Source organism: Stenotrophomonas geniculata ATCC 19374 = JCM 13324, from assembly GCF_001431625.1.
In the GTDB taxonomy this organism is placed as follows: domain Bacteria; phylum Pseudomonadota; class Gammaproteobacteria; order Xanthomonadales; family Xanthomonadaceae; genus Stenotrophomonas; species Stenotrophomonas geniculata.
The window spans coordinates 92783-110461 of the sequence record NZ_LLXT01000129.1 but is presented as its reverse complement, the minus strand read 5'-3'; the positions used below and the strand labels follow the sequence as shown (position 1 = coordinate 110461).

The 17679-nt window shown below is 67.6% G+C and carries 17 protein-coding genes and 1 pseudogene; 8 read left to right on the top strand and 10 right to left on the bottom strand.

Annotated features, from left to right (window positions below; genetic code table 11):
• Positions 1–237 precede the first annotated feature (237 nt).
• From ARC63_RS16705 to coaBC, 3 genes are read right to left on the bottom strand one after another with little or no spacing between them, the layout of a single operon-like run.
• Positions 238–2583: a phosphomannomutase/phosphoglucomutase gene (locus tag ARC63_RS16705; RefSeq protein ID WP_057503857.1), complete on the bottom strand. Its 2346-nt coding sequence runs from the start codon at positions 2581–2583 to the stop codon at positions 238–240.
• Between the two features lie 12 nt (positions 2584–2595).
• Positions 2596–3069: a dUTP diphosphatase gene (dut, locus tag ARC63_RS16700; RefSeq protein WP_021204751.1), complete on the bottom strand. Its 474-nt coding sequence runs from the start codon at positions 3067–3069 to the stop codon at positions 2596–2598.
• Entirely contained in the window at positions 3066–4328 is a 1263-nt protein-coding gene (coaBC, locus tag ARC63_RS16695) for a bifunctional phosphopantothenoylcysteine decarboxylase/phosphopantothenate--cysteine ligase CoaBC (RefSeq protein ID WP_010486895.1), read from the bottom strand. The genes dut and coaBC overlap by 4 nt, the downstream gene beginning before the upstream one ends.
• Before the next feature lie 228 nt (positions 4329–4556).
• On the opposite strand from coaBC, the gene ARC63_RS16690 reads away from it, so the two are divergent.
• From ARC63_RS16690 to ARC63_RS16675, 4 genes are all read left to right on the top strand, one after another.
• Positions 4557–5183, top strand: a complete 627-nt coding sequence (locus ARC63_RS16690; protein WP_057503856.1) for a response regulator — start codon at positions 4557–4559, stop codon at positions 5181–5183.
• A 70-nt stretch (positions 5184–5253) separates the two neighbouring features.
• The gene (gene radC, locus ARC63_RS16685) at positions 5254–5958 is read left to right on the top strand and encodes a RadC family protein (protein WP_049480365.1); all 705 of its coding nucleotides are present in this window, start codon (positions 5254–5256) and stop codon (positions 5956–5958) included.
• A 114-nt stretch (positions 5959–6072) separates the two neighbouring features.
• Positions 6073–7761 (top strand): arginine--tRNA ligase, encoded by a 1689-nt coding sequence (argS, locus tag ARC63_RS16680; protein ID WP_057503855.1) that lies wholly within the window; start codon positions 6073–6075, stop codon positions 7759–7761.
• Between the two features lie 21 nt (positions 7762–7782).
• Positions 7783–8685: an SPOR domain-containing protein gene (locus ARC63_RS16675; protein ID WP_057503854.1), complete on the top strand. Its 903-nt coding sequence runs from the start codon at positions 7783–7785 to the stop codon at positions 8683–8685.
• Positions 8686–8774: 89 nt separating this feature from the next.
• Here the strand turns inward: ARC63_RS16675 and ARC63_RS16670 are convergent, their stop codons facing one another.
• On the bottom strand, positions 8775–9527 hold the full coding sequence (locus ARC63_RS16670) for an SDR family NAD(P)-dependent oxidoreductase (RefSeq protein WP_019337645.1): 753 nt from the start codon (positions 9525–9527) through the stop codon (positions 8775–8777).
• A 117-nt stretch (positions 9528–9644) separates the two neighbouring features.
• Between ARC63_RS16670 and ARC63_RS16665 the strand changes: the two genes are divergently transcribed.
• The gene (locus tag ARC63_RS16665; RefSeq protein ID WP_005411992.1) at positions 9645–10112 is read left to right on the top strand and encodes a YehS family protein; all 468 of its coding nucleotides are present in this window, start codon (positions 9645–9647) and stop codon (positions 10110–10112) included.
• Here ARC63_RS16665 and ARC63_RS16660 read toward each other — a convergent pair.
• Positions 10081–10968, bottom strand: coding sequence for a LysR family transcriptional regulator (locus ARC63_RS16660; RefSeq protein ID WP_057503853.1), 888 nt, complete (start codon positions 10966–10968; stop codon positions 10081–10083). The two genes, ARC63_RS16665 and ARC63_RS16660, sit on opposite strands and share 32 nt — an antisense overlap.
• A gap of 144 nt (positions 10969–11112) precedes the next feature.
• On the opposite strand from ARC63_RS16660, the gene ARC63_RS16655 reads away from it, so the two are divergent.
• Positions 11113–12261, top strand: a complete 1149-nt coding sequence (locus ARC63_RS16655; RefSeq protein WP_338141133.1) for an MFS transporter — start codon at positions 11113–11115, stop codon at positions 12259–12261.
• Here the strand turns inward: ARC63_RS16655 and ARC63_RS16650 are convergent.
• A complete protein-coding gene (locus ARC63_RS16650) occupies positions 12258–12956 on the bottom strand; it encodes a TorF family putative porin (RefSeq protein ID WP_057503860.1) in 699 nt (232 codons plus the stop codon). The genes ARC63_RS16655 and ARC63_RS16650 overlap by 4 nt on opposite strands.
• A 130-nt stretch (positions 12957–13086) precedes the next feature.
• Between ARC63_RS16650 and ARC63_RS16645 the strand changes: the two genes are divergently transcribed.
• Positions 13087–13524 (top strand): DUF6165 family protein, encoded by a 438-nt coding sequence (locus ARC63_RS16645; RefSeq protein WP_049403467.1) that lies wholly within the window; start codon positions 13087–13089, stop codon positions 13522–13524.
• A 6-nt stretch (positions 13525–13530) separates the two neighbouring features.
• Here ARC63_RS16645 and ARC63_RS16640 read toward each other — a convergent pair whose 3' ends face one another.
• Together ARC63_RS16640 and ARC63_RS16635 are read right to left on the bottom strand one after the other, a co-directional pair.
• Positions 13531–14220, bottom strand: a complete 690-nt coding sequence (locus tag ARC63_RS16640) for a response regulator transcription factor (protein ID WP_019337639.1) — start codon at positions 14218–14220, stop codon at positions 13531–13533.
• 190 nt (positions 14221–14410) lie between these two features.
• Positions 14411–14983, bottom strand: coding sequence for an OmpO family porin (locus ARC63_RS16635; RefSeq protein WP_010486919.1), 573 nt, complete (start codon positions 14981–14983; stop codon positions 14411–14413).
• 282 nt (positions 14984–15265) lie between these two features.
• Here ARC63_RS16635 and ARC63_RS16630 point away from each other — a divergent pair, with 282 nt between their 5' ends.
• Positions 15266–15625 carry a DUF1428 domain-containing protein gene (locus tag ARC63_RS16630; RefSeq protein WP_032130337.1) on the top strand — a complete coding sequence of 120 codons (360 nt, stop codon included), beginning with the start codon at positions 15266–15268 and terminating at the stop codon, positions 15623–15625.
• Positions 15626–15640: 15 nt separating this feature from the next.
• On the opposite strand, the pseudogene ARC63_RS16625 reads toward ARC63_RS16630, so the two are convergent.
• Together ARC63_RS16625 and ARC63_RS16620 are read right to left on the bottom strand one after the other, a co-directional pair.
• Positions 15641–16332, bottom strand: a pseudogene (locus ARC63_RS16625) (hypothetical protein).
• Between the two features lie 107 nt (positions 16333–16439).
• Entirely contained in the window at positions 16440–17333 is an 894-nt protein-coding gene (locus ARC63_RS16620) for a hypothetical protein (protein ID WP_049435203.1), read from the bottom strand.
• Positions 17334–17679 lie beyond the last annotated feature (346 nt).

Below are 17679 nucleotides of genomic sequence, written 5' to 3'. Positions count from 1 at the left end.
CGCCCCGCTTTTGCCTTTGATTTTCCTCTCCCTTCCCGTGGGGGGCCGCCAAGAAATTTGGCGGGGGCCGGGGGGGTGGGCTGCGCGGGGGTGTCCGCCGCATGGATGCGGCGGCCAAGCTTACAGGGACGTACTTGCTGCGTCCCCGCACTCCGACACCGCCCCGCCATCCCACGGATAGCCGGCCTTTGACGTTGACGTTGATTCGGCGGGTGCCGGGCGCAGCCCGGCCCCACCTCAGAACCCCAGCGGGGTCTCGCCCAGCACCGGTTGCAGCTGGCTGCGGAACAGCGCCTGGATGCGTTCCAGTGCCGCCTCGTCGTTGCCCTCGAAGCGCAGCACCAGCACCGGCGTCGTATTGGAGGCACGCACCAGGCCCCAGCCATCGGGGAAGTCCACACGCAGGCCGTCGATGGTCGACAGGCGGCCGCCCACATACGGGGTGTCCGGTGACTGCGCCGCCGCCACCAGCATCGCCACCAGCGCATGTGGCGTACCGTCGGCCACCGGCACCTTCAGTTCCGGCGTGGCCACCATCTCCGGCAGCTCTGCCAGTACCTCATCCGGGGTCTCCTCGCGCTGGGCCAGGATCTCCAGCAGGCGCGCCGCCGCATACAGGCCATCGTCGAAACCGAACCAGCGCTCCTTGAAGAAGAAGTGGCCGCTCATCTCGCCGGCCAGCTCGGCATCGGTCTCGCGCATCTTCGCCTTCATCAGCGAATGCCCGGTCTTCCACATCTGCGGGCTGCCACCATTGCGCAGCACGTGGTCGGACAGCTTGCCGGTGCACTTCACGTCGTAGATCACCATCGCGCCGGGGTTGCGCATCAGCACATCGGCGGCAAACAGCATCAGCAGGCGGTCGGCATAGATGATCCTGCCTTCGCCGGTGACCACGCCCAGCCGGTCGCCATCGCCATCGAAGGCGACGCCGAGGTCGGCGCCGAAGCGCTTGACCGTCTGCACCAGGTCTTCCAGGTTGGCCGGTTCGCTCGGGTCGGGATGATGGTTGGGGAAGGTACCGTCGACATCGCAGTACAGCGGAATGACTTCAGCACCGATCGCTTCCAGCAGCTGCGGTGCGAGCGCACCGGCGACGCCGTTGCCGGCATCGGCCACGACCTTCAACGGGCGGTCCAGCTGCACGTCGTCGGCGATGCGCTGGATGTAGTCGGCACTGACATCGCGCTGCTGGTAATCGCCCGGCTCGGCGGCCTGTACCAGGCGGCCTTCGATGATGCGCTGGTAGAGATCGGTGATGGCATCGCCGGACAGCGTCTCGCCGCCGATGACCACCTTGAAGCCGTTGTACTCGGGCGGGTTATGACTGCCGGTGACCGCCACGCAGGTGCCGGTGCGCAGATGGAAGGCGGCGTAGTACACGACCGGGGTCGGTGCCAGGCCGATGTCGATCACCGCGCAACCGGCGCGCCTCAGGCCCTCGGCCAACCCTGCGGCCAGTTCCGGGCCGGACAGGCGGCCGTCGCGGCCGATCACCACCTCGCGCAGGCCCTGCTCCAGTGCCACGGTACCGATGGACTGGCCGATCAGCGCCGCCGTCTTCGGCGTCAGTTGGCTGCCCACCACGCCGCGGATGTCGTAGGCGCGGAAGATACCGGCCGCCAGTTCCTCGGCCGGAACCGGCGGCGGGGGCGGCGGTGCACTTTCAGTTGTGCTGGCCTCGGCCACCGGCGGCGGCGCCATCTGCAGGCTCTCGCTCAGGGTCGGGCCATGATCCGCTTCCGCCACGGCCGCACGGCGCGGCAGCGGCAGCGTCTTCGGCAGGCGGCCGCGACCCACCACCAGCAGCACGGCGATGAACGCCAGCAGCAGCGCAACGATGGCGCTGGCCAGCGAACCCAGGCCCAGCGGACCGGGTTCGACATTGGGTACCGCGGCCACCAGCCGCAACGGCGTACCCGGAATCGGCCGCGCCAATGCTTCGGCACTTTCAGCCAGGCTGGCATCGCCCTGGGCGACGAGGTCATGCGCGCCCTGGCGCAGGCCAAGGAAACCGGCCGATGGCGCACTCACCTGGTCCAGCGGCGAGGTCAGTCGCAGCAATGGCTGGCGCACGTAGAGCACTGCCGGGCCCAGGCTGCCCAGCGGCACCGGTGCCGCCAGGCCAAGACGATTGCCACCCCCATCGCGGACCACGCGCAGGCTGGGGCCGGTCTCGGCCAATGCGGCTTCCAGCAGCGCCAACCGGGCATAGCCGAAGGTCGCCGGGTCGGCGTAGGCGTTGGCCAGATCGGCGGTCAGTACTTCGGCGTGCTCGACGCCGGTCCAGCTCTCGCGGACCGCGAGGGCTGCCGCAGCGGCATCGCCGGCCTGCAGCGCCTGCTGCACGCGCTCGTTCTTCAGCTGCTGCTGCAGCTGCTTCAGCTGGCCGGCAGCGGCCTCCTGCAGGCCTTGCACAGCCTGGTCACGCGCAGCTTCCAGCGCCTGGCCGTTGGCCTCCTGGCGCCATTGCTGCACCGCGCTCCATCCGAACCAGCCAGCCAGCAGGACCAGCAGCACCCCCAGTAGTGGCGCACTGCGTCCCAACGACCGTCCCCGCTGTCCTTCCCCGATGCCGCTCATCGATGTCCCCTGTCAACGCACCCCGGTATGGCCGAATCCACCCGTTCCCCGCACGCTGTCGGTGAAAGTATCCACCACCTGCAGGCTGACGCGGGCAATCGGCACGACCACCAGCTGCGCGATGCGATCGCCCGGCTCGATGGTGAAGGCCTCGCGGCCACGGTTCCAGACGCTGATCAGCAGCGGGCCCTGGTAATCGGCGTCGATCAGGCCGGTGCCGTTGCCGAGCACGATGCCGTGGCGGTGACCCAGCCCGGAACGCGGCAGGATCACCGCGCACAGGTTCGGATCGGCGATATGGATGGCCAGGCCGCTGGGCACCAGCGCGGTGTCGCCCGGCTGCAGGGTCAGCGCGGTATCCAGCGCCGCGCGCAGGTCCATGCCGGCGCTGGCTTCGGTGGCGTAGGCCGGCAGCGGCCAGCTGTCGCCGAAGCGCGGATCGAGCAGCTTGACCTGCAGCGGTTGGGAAGTGAAAGCCTGGGTCATGCCTGGAGTCTCCGCGCGATCAGCGCCAGCAGTTGTTCGGCCAGCTCGCGCTTGGAGGTGGCCGGGAATACCTGTTCACCGTCCTGCCAGAAGGCAGTGGCGGCGTTGTTGTCGCTCTCGAAACCGCCGCCGCTGATGCCGACCTGATTGGCGATCACCAGGTCCAGGCGCTTGTCGACCAGCTTGCCGCGTGCGTACTTCTCCACGTCGTGGGTTTCGGCGGCAAAGCCGACCACCAGCTTCAGCGACTGCGTCTGCGCGGCGACTTCGGCCAGGATGTCCGGCGTGCGCACCAGCTCGATCACCAGCGACTGGCTGTCGGCGGTCTTCTTCAGCTTCTGCGCAGCCACCTGGCGCGGTGTGTAGTCGGACACCGCGGCGGCACCGATATAGATGTCGGCCGGCAGCGACTTCAACACGGCATCGCGCATCTGCGCGGCCGAGCGCACGTCCACGCGCTGCACGCCGGGCGGCGTCGGCAGCTGCACCGGGCCGCTGACCAGCACCACCTGGGCGCCCATCGTCGCGGCGGCCGCGGCCAGGGCAAAGCCCATCTTGCCGCTGCTGCGGTTGCCGACGTAGCGCACCGGATCGATGTCTTCATAGGTCGGGCCAGCGCTGATCAGCAGGCGCAGGCCCTGCAGCGCGCGGGTTTCCGGTGCGGCAGCCGCCGCCGTGGTACTGCCATTGGCGGCCAGCGCGGCGACGATGTCGCCGGGCTCGGCCAGACGGCCGGGACCGGATTCGCCCTCGGCCAGCGGACCGTCGACCGGGCCGATCACCTGCGCGCCGCGCTGGCGCAGCAGGGCGATGTTCGCCTGGGTGGCCGGATGCAGCCACATGCGGTGGTTCATCGCCGGGCAGATCGTCAACGGCGCGGTGCTGGCCAGGCACAACGTGCTGACCAGGTCATCGGCATGGCCCTGCGCCAGCCGGGCCAGCAGATCGGCGGTCCCCGGGGCGACCACGATGCGGTCGGCCCAGCGGGCCAGCTCGATGTGGCCCATGGCCTGTTCGGCGGCGCTGTCCCACAGCGTGGTGCGGGTCGGCTGCCCGGACAGGGCCTGGAAACTGAGCGGAGTGACGAACTGCTGGGCACCGGCGGTCATCGCCACCTGCACCTGGGCACCGGCGTCGCGCAGGCGCCGCACCAGTTCCAGCGCCTTGTACGCCGCGATCCCGCCTCCGACGCACAACAGCAGTTTCTGACCTTCCAGCGCGCGCGCCGGCGCGGGGGAAGCGTTGGGGGAGTCAGCCACCTGGAATTCCTGTGCAAACGAGGGCGCTAGCTTACCCGATGGCCGGTAATGTCCCGGTACAGGGCGCACATAGCGGGCGGCTATCAGCAGATGGAATCCGCCTGCGTTGACCCGGGATTCACCCGGTAACAGTTTCGGACCTTTCCTATACCCCTACGTCTCTGTGCTTTTGCAGAATCAGGCATTGGCTGCCGCCCGCCGTGGCCTGTTCGACCTTCGAGGAGCCGCGTGCATCCACGCATCATCATCGCCGACGACCATCCCGTGGTCCTGCATGGCATCCGTGTCGTGCTGCAGAGCCACCTGATGGACATCGTCGGCAGTGCGCGCGACGGCGCCCAGCTGCTGGAGCTGGTGGACCAGCACGACTGCGATGCGGTGCTGACCGACCTCTCGATGCCGGGTGCCGGCCCGGACGGTCCGGAGCTGATCGACGCGCTGCGCATGCGCCGCCCTGGCCTGCCGGTGGTGGTGCTGACCGGCGCCCGTCATCCCGGCCTGCTGGACGGACTGCTGCGGGAGGGCATCAGTGGCCTGGTCGACAAGTGCGCCGATTTCGCCGAACTGCCCCAGGCGCTGAACGCCGCGATGGCGGGGCAGGTATTCGTCTCCCAGCAGCTGCGCCACCACCTGCAGGCACGCGACCTGCTGTTTCCGCGTGAGCCGGCGCCGCTGTCGGCACGCGAACAGGAAGTGCTGGAACTGCTGGCGGCCGGTCTCAACGTGAACCAGGTCGCCGAGCGCTGTGGGCGCAGCCCGAAGACCATCAGCCGGCAGAAGGCCGAAGCCAAGCGCAAGCTGGGCCTGCAGAACAACCAGGAACTGTTCGACTACCTGCAGACCCGGCGCGACTGAGGCATCGACCGACCCGGGCCCGCGGCAAGCCCCGATGGGAGATGCCGCCGAAGCTGGCGATGATGCAGGCATGCCCATCCATGACTGGCCCGAACAGGAACGCCCCCGCGAGAAGCTGATCGCGCGCGGGCCCACGTCACTTTCCGACGCCGAACTGCTGGCCCTGTTTCTCGGCTCCGGGTTCGGTGGCCGCGATGCCGTGCAGACCGCGCGCGACCTGCTGCAGGCGCATGGCCCGTTACGGGTGCTGCTCGATCGCCCCGCGCGGGAGCTGGCGCGCCTGCCCGGTCTGGGTCCGGCGCGCAGCTGTACCCTGGCTGCCGGGCTGGAACTGGCCCACCGTTACCTGGCCGCCGAGCTGGAACACGGCGAAGCGGTCGGCAACAACCCGGCCGCGGTCGGACGCTATCTGCAGCACCGCCTGCGAGGGCAGGCACGGGAGATCTTCATGGCCCTGTTCCTGGACAATCGCCACCGCCTGATCGCCTGCGAGGAACTGTTCCACGGCACCATCAACGCCGCACCGGTCTACCCCCGCGAAGTGGTGCGGCGCGCCCTGCTGCACAACGCGGCGGCGGTGATCCTCAGCCACAACCACCCTTCCGGCGACCCGGAACCCTCCAGCGCCGATACCCGCATCACCGACGAACTGCAGCAGGCGCTGGCGATGGTGGACGTGCGCCTGCTGGACCACTTCGTGGTGGGCGAGGGCCGTCCCGTTTCATTTGCTGAACGGGGCCTTCTGTCCGCGCCCCAGCCGCGCCTGTTCGGCTGAGCACGGCCCCTTCAGGCGCCATCGGCCGCCCCCACAGGCATGTTCTGGTCAGCGTGGGCGCGGGTATCTGCGCTAAAATGGGCGATTCCGCCGCTCATTCTCACAGCAGGCCTCGTGAAAAATCTCCTCCGCGCCCTGATCAGCCAAGGCATCGAAGCCTTGCGCGCCAATGGCACCCTGCCCGCCGACTCCCTGCCGCCGGACTTCGTGGTCGAGCGCCCGAAGACCCGCGACCACGGCGACTTCGCCACCAACGCCGCGATGCTGCTGGCCAAGGCCGCGCGCAGCAATCCGCGCGCACTGGCACAGGCATTGGTCGAGGCGCTGCCGCGCAGCGAGGACGTCAGCAAGGTCGAGATCGCCGGCCCCGGCTTCATCAACTTCCACCTGGCCTCGGCCGCGTACCAGCGCGAAGCCGCCTCGGTCATCAAGGAAGCCCACGACTACGGCCGCAATCTGTCCGGCAATGGCCGCACGGTGGGCGTGGAGTACGTGTCGGCCAACCCGACCGGCCCGCTGCATGTCGGCCATGGCCGCGCGGCGGCGATCGGCGACTGCGTGGCACGTGTGCTCGACGCCAACGGCTGGAACGCCAAGCGTGAGTTCTACTACAACGACGCCGGCGTGCAGATCGAGAACCTGGCGCTGTCCACCCAGGCGCGGATCAAGGGCATCGCGCCGGACCAGGACGGCTGGCCGGAAGGTGGCTACCGCGGCGAATACATCGCCGACGTCGCCCGCGCCTACATGGCCGGCGCCAGCGTCGACCTGGAAGGCAGCACCGTGGTCGGCGCCAAGGACCCGGACGACATGCAGGCGATCCGCCGGTTTGCGGTGGCCTACCTGCGCAACGAGCAGAACCTGGACCTGGCCGCGTTCGGCGTCGACTTCGACATCTATTTCCTGGAAAGCTCGCTGTACGCCGACGGCAAGGTAGCCGAAGCGGTGGCCAAGCTGCAGGCGTCGGGTCATACCTATGAAGAAGGTGGCGCGCTGTGGCTGCGCAGCACCGACTTCGGTGACGACAAGGACCGCGTGATGCGCAAGTCCGACGGCACCTTCACCTACTTCGTGCCGGACGTGGCCTACCACCTGTCCAAGTGGCAGCGCGGCTACGAGCGCGCGATCACCGAACTGGGTGCCGACCACCACGGCTCGCTGGCGCGCGTGCGCGCCGGCCTGCAGGCGATGGAAGTGGGCATTCCGCAGGGCTGGCCGGAATACGTGCTGCACCAGATGGTCACCGTCATGCGTGGCGGCGAGGAAGTGAAGCTGTCCAAGCGTGCCGGCAGCTACTTCACCCTGCGCGACCTGATCGAGGAAGCCGGCCGCGATGCCACCCGTTGGTTCCTGATCGCGCGCAAGCCCGATTCGCAGCTGACCTTCGACATCGACCTGGCCCGCCAGCAGAGCAACGACAACCCGGTGTTCTACGTGCAGTACGCGCATGCGCGCGTCTGCAGCCTGCTGCGCCAGGCGCAGGAGAAGGGCCTGGTGTACGAACAGGGCAACGGCCTGGCCAACCTCGGCCGCTTGGCCGACGACGCTTCGCTGCTGCTGATGAACGAGATCTCGCGGTACCCGGAAGTGGTGGAGGCGGCCGGCGTGGCGCTGGAACCGCATCTGGTGGCGCAGTACCTGCGTGAATTGGCGCACGCGTTCCACACGTGGTATCACGGGACGCCGGTGCTGGTGGATGACGCCGCCGACCGCAACGCCAAGCTGACCCTGGCCTGCGCCGCGCGCCAGGTGCTGGCCAACGGCCTCGAACTCCTGGGCGTCAGCGCCCCGGAAAAAATGTAAGCATCAGGAGACGCAGTACACATGGCAGCACGACGCGGCAAAAACCAGGCACGACGCAACAGCAGCAGCCAGGGAACACCCGGATGGGTGTGGCTGGTCGCTGGCGTGGCGATTGCAGCCGTGGTGTTCCTGGCGGCGCCGAACCTGTTCAAGGGCGAAGGCGATGGCTTCCTTCGCGCCGGTCCGCAGCCGAACCCGAACGCGCAGCCGGCCCCGGTCGCGGATGCCGACAGCGATGTTGGCGCCCAGCCGGCCGCGCAGCCGGCCACGCCGAAGCCGGCCGAACCGGAAAAGCCGGCCGCCACCCAGTACGACTTCTACACCCTGCTGCCGGGCAAGGAAGTTGAAATGTCCGACGCCGAACTGGCCGCCAGCGCGCGTGCCGAAGACCAGCGCCGGGCCAAGGCCGAAGCGCAGCGCGCGCAGGCGGCTTTGGAAGGCAAGCCGGTTCCGGCCGCAGCCGCTGCACCTGCACCGACAGCAACCGCCAGCGTGGCCAGCACCGCACCGGTAACCGCCACCAGCCGTCCGCTGCCGGCACCGCTGAGCGAACGCCCGGCAGCGGCAACGCCTCCGGCCAGCACGCCGACGGCGTCGACCAGCAGCGCCGCCGCCACTCCGGCAGCGCGCGCGGAAACCCCGCCGACCGCGGCCAGTACCCCGGCCGCTGCTGCACCGGCCGCCGCCGACAACGCCCGCTACATCCTGCAGGCGGGTGCGTTCGGTGCCTCCGGCGATGCCGAAGCGACCAAGGCCAAGCTGGCGATGATGGGCCTGGCGGCACGCGTGGAATCGGCGCAGATCAACGGCAAGACCGTGTACCGCGTGCGCATGGGGCCGTATGGCAGTGCCGGCGAGTTGTCCGAAGCCAAGCAGAAGCTGGACGGCACCGGCCTGCAGGCGATGGCGATCAAGGCGCAGTAAGCCTGCCGCTGTGAACGAAAAAGCCGGGCATTGCCCGGCTTTTTTTTGTTTCTGTGGAGTCGAGCATGGCTCGACTCTACAAACGACCGTCAGCCTTCGCGGGCGACCTGGAAACCGGCGAAGGACTGGCTGACCGGCATCAGTTCAAGGCGATTGATGTTCAGGTGCGGCGGCAGGCTGGCTACCCAGAAGATCTGTTCGGCGATGTCTTCGGCGGTCATCGGGTTGGCGCCGGTATAGAGCTTGTCCGACGCCGCCTGGTCGCCATGGGTACGCACCACCGTGAACTCGGTTTCGGCCATGCCCGGCTCGATCGTGGTCACGCGCACGCCGGTGCCATGCAGGTCCGAACGCAGGCCCAGCGAGAACTGGCTGACGAAGGCCTTGGTGCCACCGTAGGCGTTGCCGCCCGGATACGGGTAGACGCCGGCCACCGAGGAAATGTTGATGATCGCGCCCTTGCGCTCCACCAGCTGCGGCAGCAGGCGATGGGTCAGGGTCACCAGCGCGGTGATGTTGGTGTCGATCATCGTGGTCCAGTCCGACAGCTTGGCGCTCTGTGCCGGCGCGGTGCCCTGCGCCAGGCCGGCATTGTTGACCAGCAGATCGATCTCGCCGAAGGCCGGCGGCAGTGCCAGCAACGCGGCTTCCATCGCCACCGGATCGCGGATGTCGAAGGCAGCCGCGTGCACCACGTCCTTGCCGTAGCGCTCGACCAGCGGCTGCAGGCGTTCACCGCGGCGGCCGGTGGCGATCACCTTCCAGCCCGCCTGGGCGAAGCGGTGGACGGCGGCGGCGCCGAAGCCGGACGTGGCGCCGGTAATCAGGACAGTGCGGGTCATCAGGCAACTCCAGGGGGGAAAAACCAGACCCCCATTCTGGCACCGTCGGCGGGGGGTTGCGTTGCCTGATCGGCCTGATCCGGCCCCTCCTGCCGGGGTGACCGGTACAATTGGGCCATGATCAACAACGATGTCCTGCGCAGCGTGCGCTACTCCCTGGATCTGGGCGACCACCACGTGGTGACCCTGTGCCAGATGGCCGACCCGGCCTTCGCCGTGGATCCCGAGCAGGTGAAGGCCTGGCTGCGCCGCGAGGACGAAGCCGGTTTCGAGGCGATGAGCGACAGCGCGCTGGCGCACTTCCTCGATGGCCTGATCGTGCACCTGCGCGGTCGCGACGAGAGCCAGCCGCAGCGTGCGGTGGAAACCCGCATCGACAACAACCTGGTGCTGAAGAAGCTGCGCGTGGCGTTCCAGCTGCGCGACGTCGATCTGATGGAGATCTTCGCCAGCGCCGGTTTCAACGTGTCCAAGTCGGAAGTGGGCGCGCTGTTCCGCCAGCCCGGCCACACCAACTACCGGCGTTGCCTGGACCAGATGCTGCGCAATTTCCTCAAGGGCCTGAGCCTGCGCCTGCGCGGCTGAGCACGGCCTCGACGAACGCCCGCGCCGCCGGTGTCGGCAGCCGCTGCCAGACCAGGTGCACGCGGCGGGTCGGGGTCGGCTGCAGCGGAATCTGCACCACGCCCTGGAAGCCTTCGGCAATCAACGTCGGCACGATGCCAACCGCCAGCCCATGGCGGACGAAGCGCTCGATCAGTTCCATCAGATTGACCTCGAAACGCACGGTGTGCGGCAGGCCAACGGCAGCGAAGGCATCGTCGGTCTGCCGCCGCGCACCGGTGCCGCGCGGGAAGTCGACCAGCGCCTCGTCCTGCAATTCGGTCAATGGCAGCCGCTTGCGCCGGGCCAGGCGGTGCGACGGCGCCAGCACCGCCACCAGGTCTTCTTCCTGCAGCATCTGGTGGCAGACCCCGTCCAGGCCGGCCGAGGGTGACAACCCGACCAGCGCCACATCCAGGTCGCGCGACTGCACCTGCGCGATCAGGTCCTCGCTCTTGTCCACCCGCAATTGGAATTCCACCTGCGGGTGCACCTGCTGGAAGGCGGCCAGCATCGCCACTACATCGATATCGGTCAGCGAGGAGATCTGCCCGATCGCCAGCAGACCACGCACCTCACCACTGACCGCGGCCACGTCGGCGCGCAGGTGACGCAGGCTGACCAGCACCTGGCGTGCGTGCACCAACAGCGCCTCACCCGCTGCCGTCGCCCGCACCTGGCGCGGCAGGCGTTCAAACAGCGGCGTGCCCAGTTCCTGCTCCAGTGCGGCGATCTGGTGGCTGAGTGCGGACTGCACCACATGGCAGCGTTCGGCGGCGCGGGTGAAGTTGCCTTCCTCGGCCAGGGCGACGGCAAACTCGAGCTGCTTGAGGTTCACCCTGCTATCTCGTTTCCAGATGACAGGGATGATGATGATTCATTTCCATCATCGCTGCAGCAGGCGGACACTGTGCACCCCGCTTCTCTGGAACACCGCGTGAGTCCGTCCCTCCCCCCTCTGCACCGATGGCAGGTGCTGCTGATGTCGGTGGCTACCGGCGTGGCCGTGGCCAGTAACTACTATGCGCAGCCGCTGCTGCACACCATTGCCGATGCCTTCGGTGTGCCGTTCGGCCAGGTTGGCATGGTGGTCACTGCCGCACAGCTGAGCTATGCCGCCGGACTGGTCCTGCTGGTGCCGCTGGGAGACCTGTTCGAACGCCGCCGCCTGATCGTGGTGATGAGCCTGTTGTCCGCCGGCGGGCTGGTGATCAGTGCCTGTGCGCCGTCGCTGACCTGGCTGCTGGTGGGCACCGCGATCACCGGCCTGTTCTCGGTGGTGGCCCAGGTGCTGGTGCCGTTCGCCGCCACGCTGGCGGCGCCCGAGCATCGTGGTCGCGTGGTCGGCACGTTGATGAGTGGCCTGCTGCTGGGCATCCTGCTGGCACGTACCGTGGCCGGCCTGCTTTCCAGCCTGGGCGACTGGCGCCTGGTGTACGCGATCGCCGCCGGCACCCTGGTACTGACCGCGCTGGCACTGCAGCGCGGCCTGCCGCGCTTCCACCACAGCGCCGGCCTTGGCTACTTCGCGTTGCTGCGCTCGATCGGTGTGCTGTTCGTACAGGAACCCGTGCTGCGCCAGCGCACGCTGCTTGGCGCCTGCAGCTTCGCCATGTTCGCGATCTTCTGGACGCCACTGGCGTTCCTGCTGGCACAACCGCCCTACGCCTACAGCGACGCCACCATCGGCCTGTTCGGACTGGTCGGCGCCGCCGGCACGCTGGCGGCTGGCCTGGCCGGCCGCATGTCCGACCGCGGGCAGACCGGCCGCGCCACCGCCATCGCGCTGGCGCTGTTGCTACTCTCGTGGCTGCCGCTGGGGCTGTCGGCACACTCGCTGCTGGCGCTGCTGGTCGGCGTAGTGGTGCTGGACCTGGCCGCGCAGCTGCTGCACGTCAGCAACCAGAACCTGATCTATGCGCTGCAACCAGCCGCACGCAACCGCCTCAATGCAGGCTACATGACCGGCTACTTCATCGGCGGTTCGCTGGGTTCGCTGTTGTCGGCGCAGGTCTACCAGCGCTTCGGCTGGACCGGCGTCTGCGTGGCCGGTGCCACGGTGGCCGTGCTGGCCCTGCTGCTGTGGCTGCCCGGCGCGCTGCGTGCGCGCCAGGCGGTGTCGTCGAACTAGAAGCTGCCCTGCAGCGCCAACTCCCAACGCCCCCCGGCATTGCCCGGGAACAGGCGCTTGGCCGCACTGTCGGTGTCATGCACGGTGGCGCGCAGTTCCCATGCCGGGGTCAGTGAGGCGATGGCACTGAGCTGTCCATGCAGGTAATCCGGCCCCTGGGCGGTGGCCAGCCAATACTGGCCCACCGCCGCCTCCAGGTGGAACCGCTCGTGCAGCGGTACCCGCACGCCCAACTGGGCATAGGTGCCGCGATGGCCGCCGGCCAATGCATCGCTGGAATGGGCGACCTGCAACCAGGCGCGCTGCTTCCAGGTCACGGTGGTATTGAGTTCGGTCCAGTCCAGCGCGCGGCCGGTGCCCGGGTACATGTAGCGGGTCAGGTTGGCATCCAGTGTCCAGTCCGGGGCCAGCGCACCGGACCAGCCCGCCACCAGGTCGAACTCGCTGCGCGCGCCGTTGTCTGGCTTGAACGAAACGTTGGAGCCCCACACGCTGGCGTACCAACCCGATGGGATCGAAACCTTCGCGCCCGCCTGCACCGCCGGGTCGCCGTCGCTCTGCGAGCTGCCACGCCACACGTAGTCACTGGTCAACGCCGCACTGCCACTGACCTGTACCTGTGCCTGCGCGCTGCCGATTCCGAGCAGCCCTGCCAGGGCGGCCACCACCGCCGCCATCATCCCCTTGCTGTTCACTGCACTGTGTTCCTCGTCGAAGGCGGTCACGCCGCCGGGAACGCAGTGTCGAGGCGGTGGCCGTAACGGATCGAGGGTGCTGCCGGGCCCGTGGCGCAAATTCGGCGTAAATCCCGCGGATCGGGGCCACATGCCAGCAGCGCGGTATCATGGCGCCCTGTTTCCAGGAACCAACCGCGTGGACGCCATCCTGACCCCGGTATCGATCGGCGAGCTGATCGACAAGATCACCATTCTCCAGATCAAGGCCGAGCGCATCGACGATGCGGCCAAGCTGGCCAACGTGCGCACCGAACTGGACGGCCTGCTGCCCTTGTTGCAGCAGCAGCTGCAGGCACAGCCGGCCCTGGCCGCGCTGCAGCAGCAGCTGAAGGCGATCAACGAGCGCATGTGGGACATCCAGGACCAGCTGCGCGACAAGGAAGCGGCCCAGGTATTCGACGATGCCTTCATCCAGCTGGCACGCGGTGTCTATGGCACCAATGGTGAGCGCGTGCAGGTGAAGAACGAGATCAACCGCGTGGCCGGTTCGGCGCTGGTGGAAGAGAAACAGTACCAGGGCGAGTAAGTCCGCTCATCCGCATTCGAGCAGGTGCCGGATGCGGAACAGCTCACCATCGCTGTGGATGCCCAGCTTCTCGTAGGCGGTCCGCTTCTGCGTGCTGACCGTACTGGCCGTGCGCCCGAAGCGCCGCGCCACCTCCCCGGTGGTGCAGCCCTGCAGGACCAGCCGGAGCACCTCGCGCTCGCGTCGGCTCAAGGGCGTGAGCACCGGCGCCGGTGTGCGCCGCATGCGCGATCGGCTCAACTGCGTGCGCAACTCCGGGGGCACGAAGCGGCCGCCACGCGCCAGTACGTCAACTGCGCGCCGCAGCATCTCCGGCGTGGTTCCCTTGGACAGAAAGCCGCGCGCGCCGGCCTGCATCGCCATGGTCACCGTGCTGGCATTGCAGTGCGCAGACAGCACCAGCACCGGCAGCAGCGGCCAGCGCCGCGACAACAGCCGCAACAGGGCCAGGCCCTGTTCGGGTCCGCACGGCGCCAGCAGGTCGATCAGCAACAGGTCGATGCCATCCGGCTGGCGCTGCAGCAGATCGAGCAGATCACCTTCGCGGGTGAAGCTGCCACAGACCTGCACGCCACCGTGCTGGCAAAGCACCACCTCCACCCCCAGGCGCAGCACGGGATGCGGCGCCAGCATTGCCAGGCGGCGGGGCCGATCGAGGGGCCGATCGAGGGGCAGAGCGGGAACGGCAGGCGGCATCACATGGATCCGACGGTACGAAGTGCCCACCGTAGGCCCGCGCCGGGAGCAGCGGAATCCAATTTATTGCAACGCAGCAGCGGCCCCGGAACATGCTCAGCTGCGGTTTCGGGTCGTCACAACGCAACAGGCCCGGCATGCGCCGGGCCTGTCGAGGCATCTTCAGCGCGCAGGCGCGCCGAGGAAGCTATTACCAGCTGAAACGCGGGCCGACGGTGTATTCCTTGTCGCCGTCGCGGTTCATCTTCAGCTCGCCATTGATGCCCCAGTTCTGGTTCAGCTTGACCTGGCCACCCAGGCGACCGTACCACTGGCCTTCCGGATTGATGCCGTGCTTCTTCGAGAAATCTTCGTAGCCGACCATGCCGTAGACTTCGGCGTGGGCACCGAAGGCGGTGCGGATACCCGCTTCAGCGCTGTAGCCGTTGAAGTCCAGGCCGTGCTTCTGGTCGCGCTTCTGGTAAGCAACGCGGGCAACGAAGTCGGTGGTCGGGGCGATTTCAACGTTGTAGCCGGCGCCGATCTTCCACTGGTCCAGCTTGATGTTGGTGTGGTCGATTTCCTGGCGGCTGTACTCACCGAAAGCGTGGAAGTTCGGCAGGAAGCCGTACGAACCCTTCACGCCCCAGCCGTCGGCCTTGAACGCGTCGATATCGGTCTTGGCGTAGTCGGCTTCGGCGTAGTTGTACGACAGGTTCTCAGCAGCCGAGGCGGTGAACGGCAGGGCAGCGGCCAGGGCCAGAGCAATCAGCGAATTCTTCATGGGGGTACACCTTTTACTTTCTTATGGTGTGCAGCAGCGCCAGGGCGCCATCGCATCGGGAATGTAAATTCTCCGTTATTCGCCACAACGCTCCCTGAAAACAGCGTTCTTCGCATTGCTGAATTTTTTGGCTTGATTCAGGCTGTCTCTGGCATACGCGCGCGGCGCGCGTGCATTTCATCGGCACAACGACTGTCGGTTGCAGGATGTCGATCCACGACGCCCTGGTTCGTCGGGTACTTGAAGGCCGTGCATGCGGCACGGTCCATCCGGAGGCAGGCAATGAGCTACATCGATGGTTTCGTCCTGGCGGTGCCCACCGCCAACAAGGAGAAGTTCCTCGCCCACGCACGCACAGGGGATCCCGTTTTCATCGAATACGGCGCGCTGCGCGTGGTCGAGTGCTGGGGCGATGACGTGCCGCACGGCAAGACCACCGACTTCTTCGGCGCAGTGAAAGCCACGCCGGATGAGACGGTGGTGTTTTCCTGGATCGAATGGCCGGACAAGCCGACCCGCGACGCCGGCATGAAGAAGATGATGGAAGACCCAAGGTTTGATCCGGCGACAAATCCGATGCCGTTCGACGGCGCGCGGATGATCTACGGCGGCTTCGTGCCGCTCTACGAGCTGACGCGCTGAACCGGGCGGACGTGCTCAGCGCGCGTCCGTTTCATCGCTGGCAGACGCATGGCCGGCGCCCAGAGCGGCGCCGGCGCCGAGGCCGCCCCCCCCATGCCAGCGCCCATTCCGCCACCGCCACCTCCTCCACCCGCGCGACCGCCCTTGGCATCGCCCTCGTTGCGGCCCTTGCCGCCGCCACTGGCGCCACCCGGCCGGGTCGGCCCCTGCGGCGGTATCTGCAGGTCGGCCGGAATCGGCGCCAGATCCAGCGCTTCGCGCACGAAGTCGCGCAGCGAGACCACCAGTTCGTGGGTATGTACCGGCCGCCCCTGTGCCAGTTCATTGGCGGCACGCGCGGCCAGCCGCACCTGTTCGTCGGTGCCCAGCAGCAGGATGTCCGACAACGCCGCTTCAACGGCATCACGAATGCGGCGCGCGCGATCCGAACGGGGCTCGGCGATGCCCTCGGCATCCTCGCGCTGGCGCAGGTCACGGCGATGGCTGGGATCCACACCCAGTTCGCCGGTGAACGAACCGCCCAGGGTCTTGTAGGCCGCCATCAGTGTGCGCAGCCGTTCATTGATCTGCCGGTTCTCGCGCTCACGGCGCTGTTGCAGGGTCTGCATCACCAGCAGGCGGATGCCCACGCCCAGCAGGGTGATCAGGACCAGGCCGGCCAAGGTGGACAGCACGCCCTGCCAGGAACTGAAGTCGATACCGCGCATGCCCGGGGCTCCGGCGGGAAGAACCTGCATCTTGCCCCAGACCGCGTCCCAGAAACGCGAAAGGCCCCACCACCCGGGGGGTGGCAGGGCCTTCGGTCACGGCGCGATTACTTGCGCTTGGCGACCTTGCGCACGGCCTTCTTGGCCGGCGCCTTCTTGGCGGCGACCTTCTTCAGCGGCGCAGCCTTCTTGGCGACCGTCTTGCGGGTGGCGGCAACCTTCTTGCCAACTGCCTTCTTGGCAACGGCGGTCTTCTTGCCGACAACCTTCTTGGCAGCGGCGGTCTTCTTGCCGACGGCCTTCTTGGCGACAGCAGCCTTCTTGCCCACAACCTTCTTGGCGGCAGCGGTCTTCCTGGTGGCGACCTTCTTGGTGGCGGCAACCTTCTTGCCGACAACCTTCTTCGCAGCCACGGCCTTCTTGCCAGCGACCTTCTTGGCGGCGACGGTCTTCTTGGCCACGGCCTTCTTGGCGGTAGCGACCTTCTTGCCGACAACCTTCTTGGCGGCCGCGGTCTTCTTGGCAACGGTCTTCTTCGCGACGGCAGCCTTCTTGGTGGCGGCCTTCTTCACGGTAGCGACCTTCTTGCCGGCAGCCTTGGTGGCGGCCTTGGTGGTCTTCTTGGCAGCGGCGGCCTTCTTGGTCACAGCCTTGCCTGCAGCTGCCTTCTTCTTGGCCACTTCCTTCTTCAGGGCAGCGGCTTCGGCCTTGGCGTTCTTCTTGGCGGCTTCCAGCTTCTTCTTGGCGTTGGCAACAGTCTTGCCCACCGACTTGGCAGCCTTCTCGGCCTTCTTGGCAACGGTCTTCTCGACCTTGGCCACGGCCTTCTTGGCCTTGGCAACGCGGGTACCGGCAGCCTTGGTGGCGCGCTTGACGGTCTTCTTGACCGACTTCACTGCGTCTTCGGCAGCGTGGGCGATGGTCTCGCCAACATTGGTGGCGGTTTCTTTGACGTTCTCGACGGCGTCGGTCACGACCGACACACCATTACCGTTGCTCATGTTGCCCTCCTGGGGGCCTTAAGTATCAAAACGGGGCGATGCTATACCGACATTGACGATCGTGGAACGGGGCGCGCGCGAGCAATCGCATCTGATGCGACGGCAATGGTGTAGCCGGGCGCCCTCGCGAGCACAGTGGGTTGACAGGAAACCCCTTTTTTTCAGTGCTGCGCCGCACGATCCGGGTAGCGGCAGGTGCTGCCTGCGTGCACAAGTCCGAATACAGCGAAAGGCGTGCGATATGGCGCATCGCGGCACCAGGATGCGCAGAACTGCGCAAGTATCGGCCTGTATCCACATGCGCTTCGGAAGACGTCGGCACGTTGAGAAGCACGCCCTATGCTGT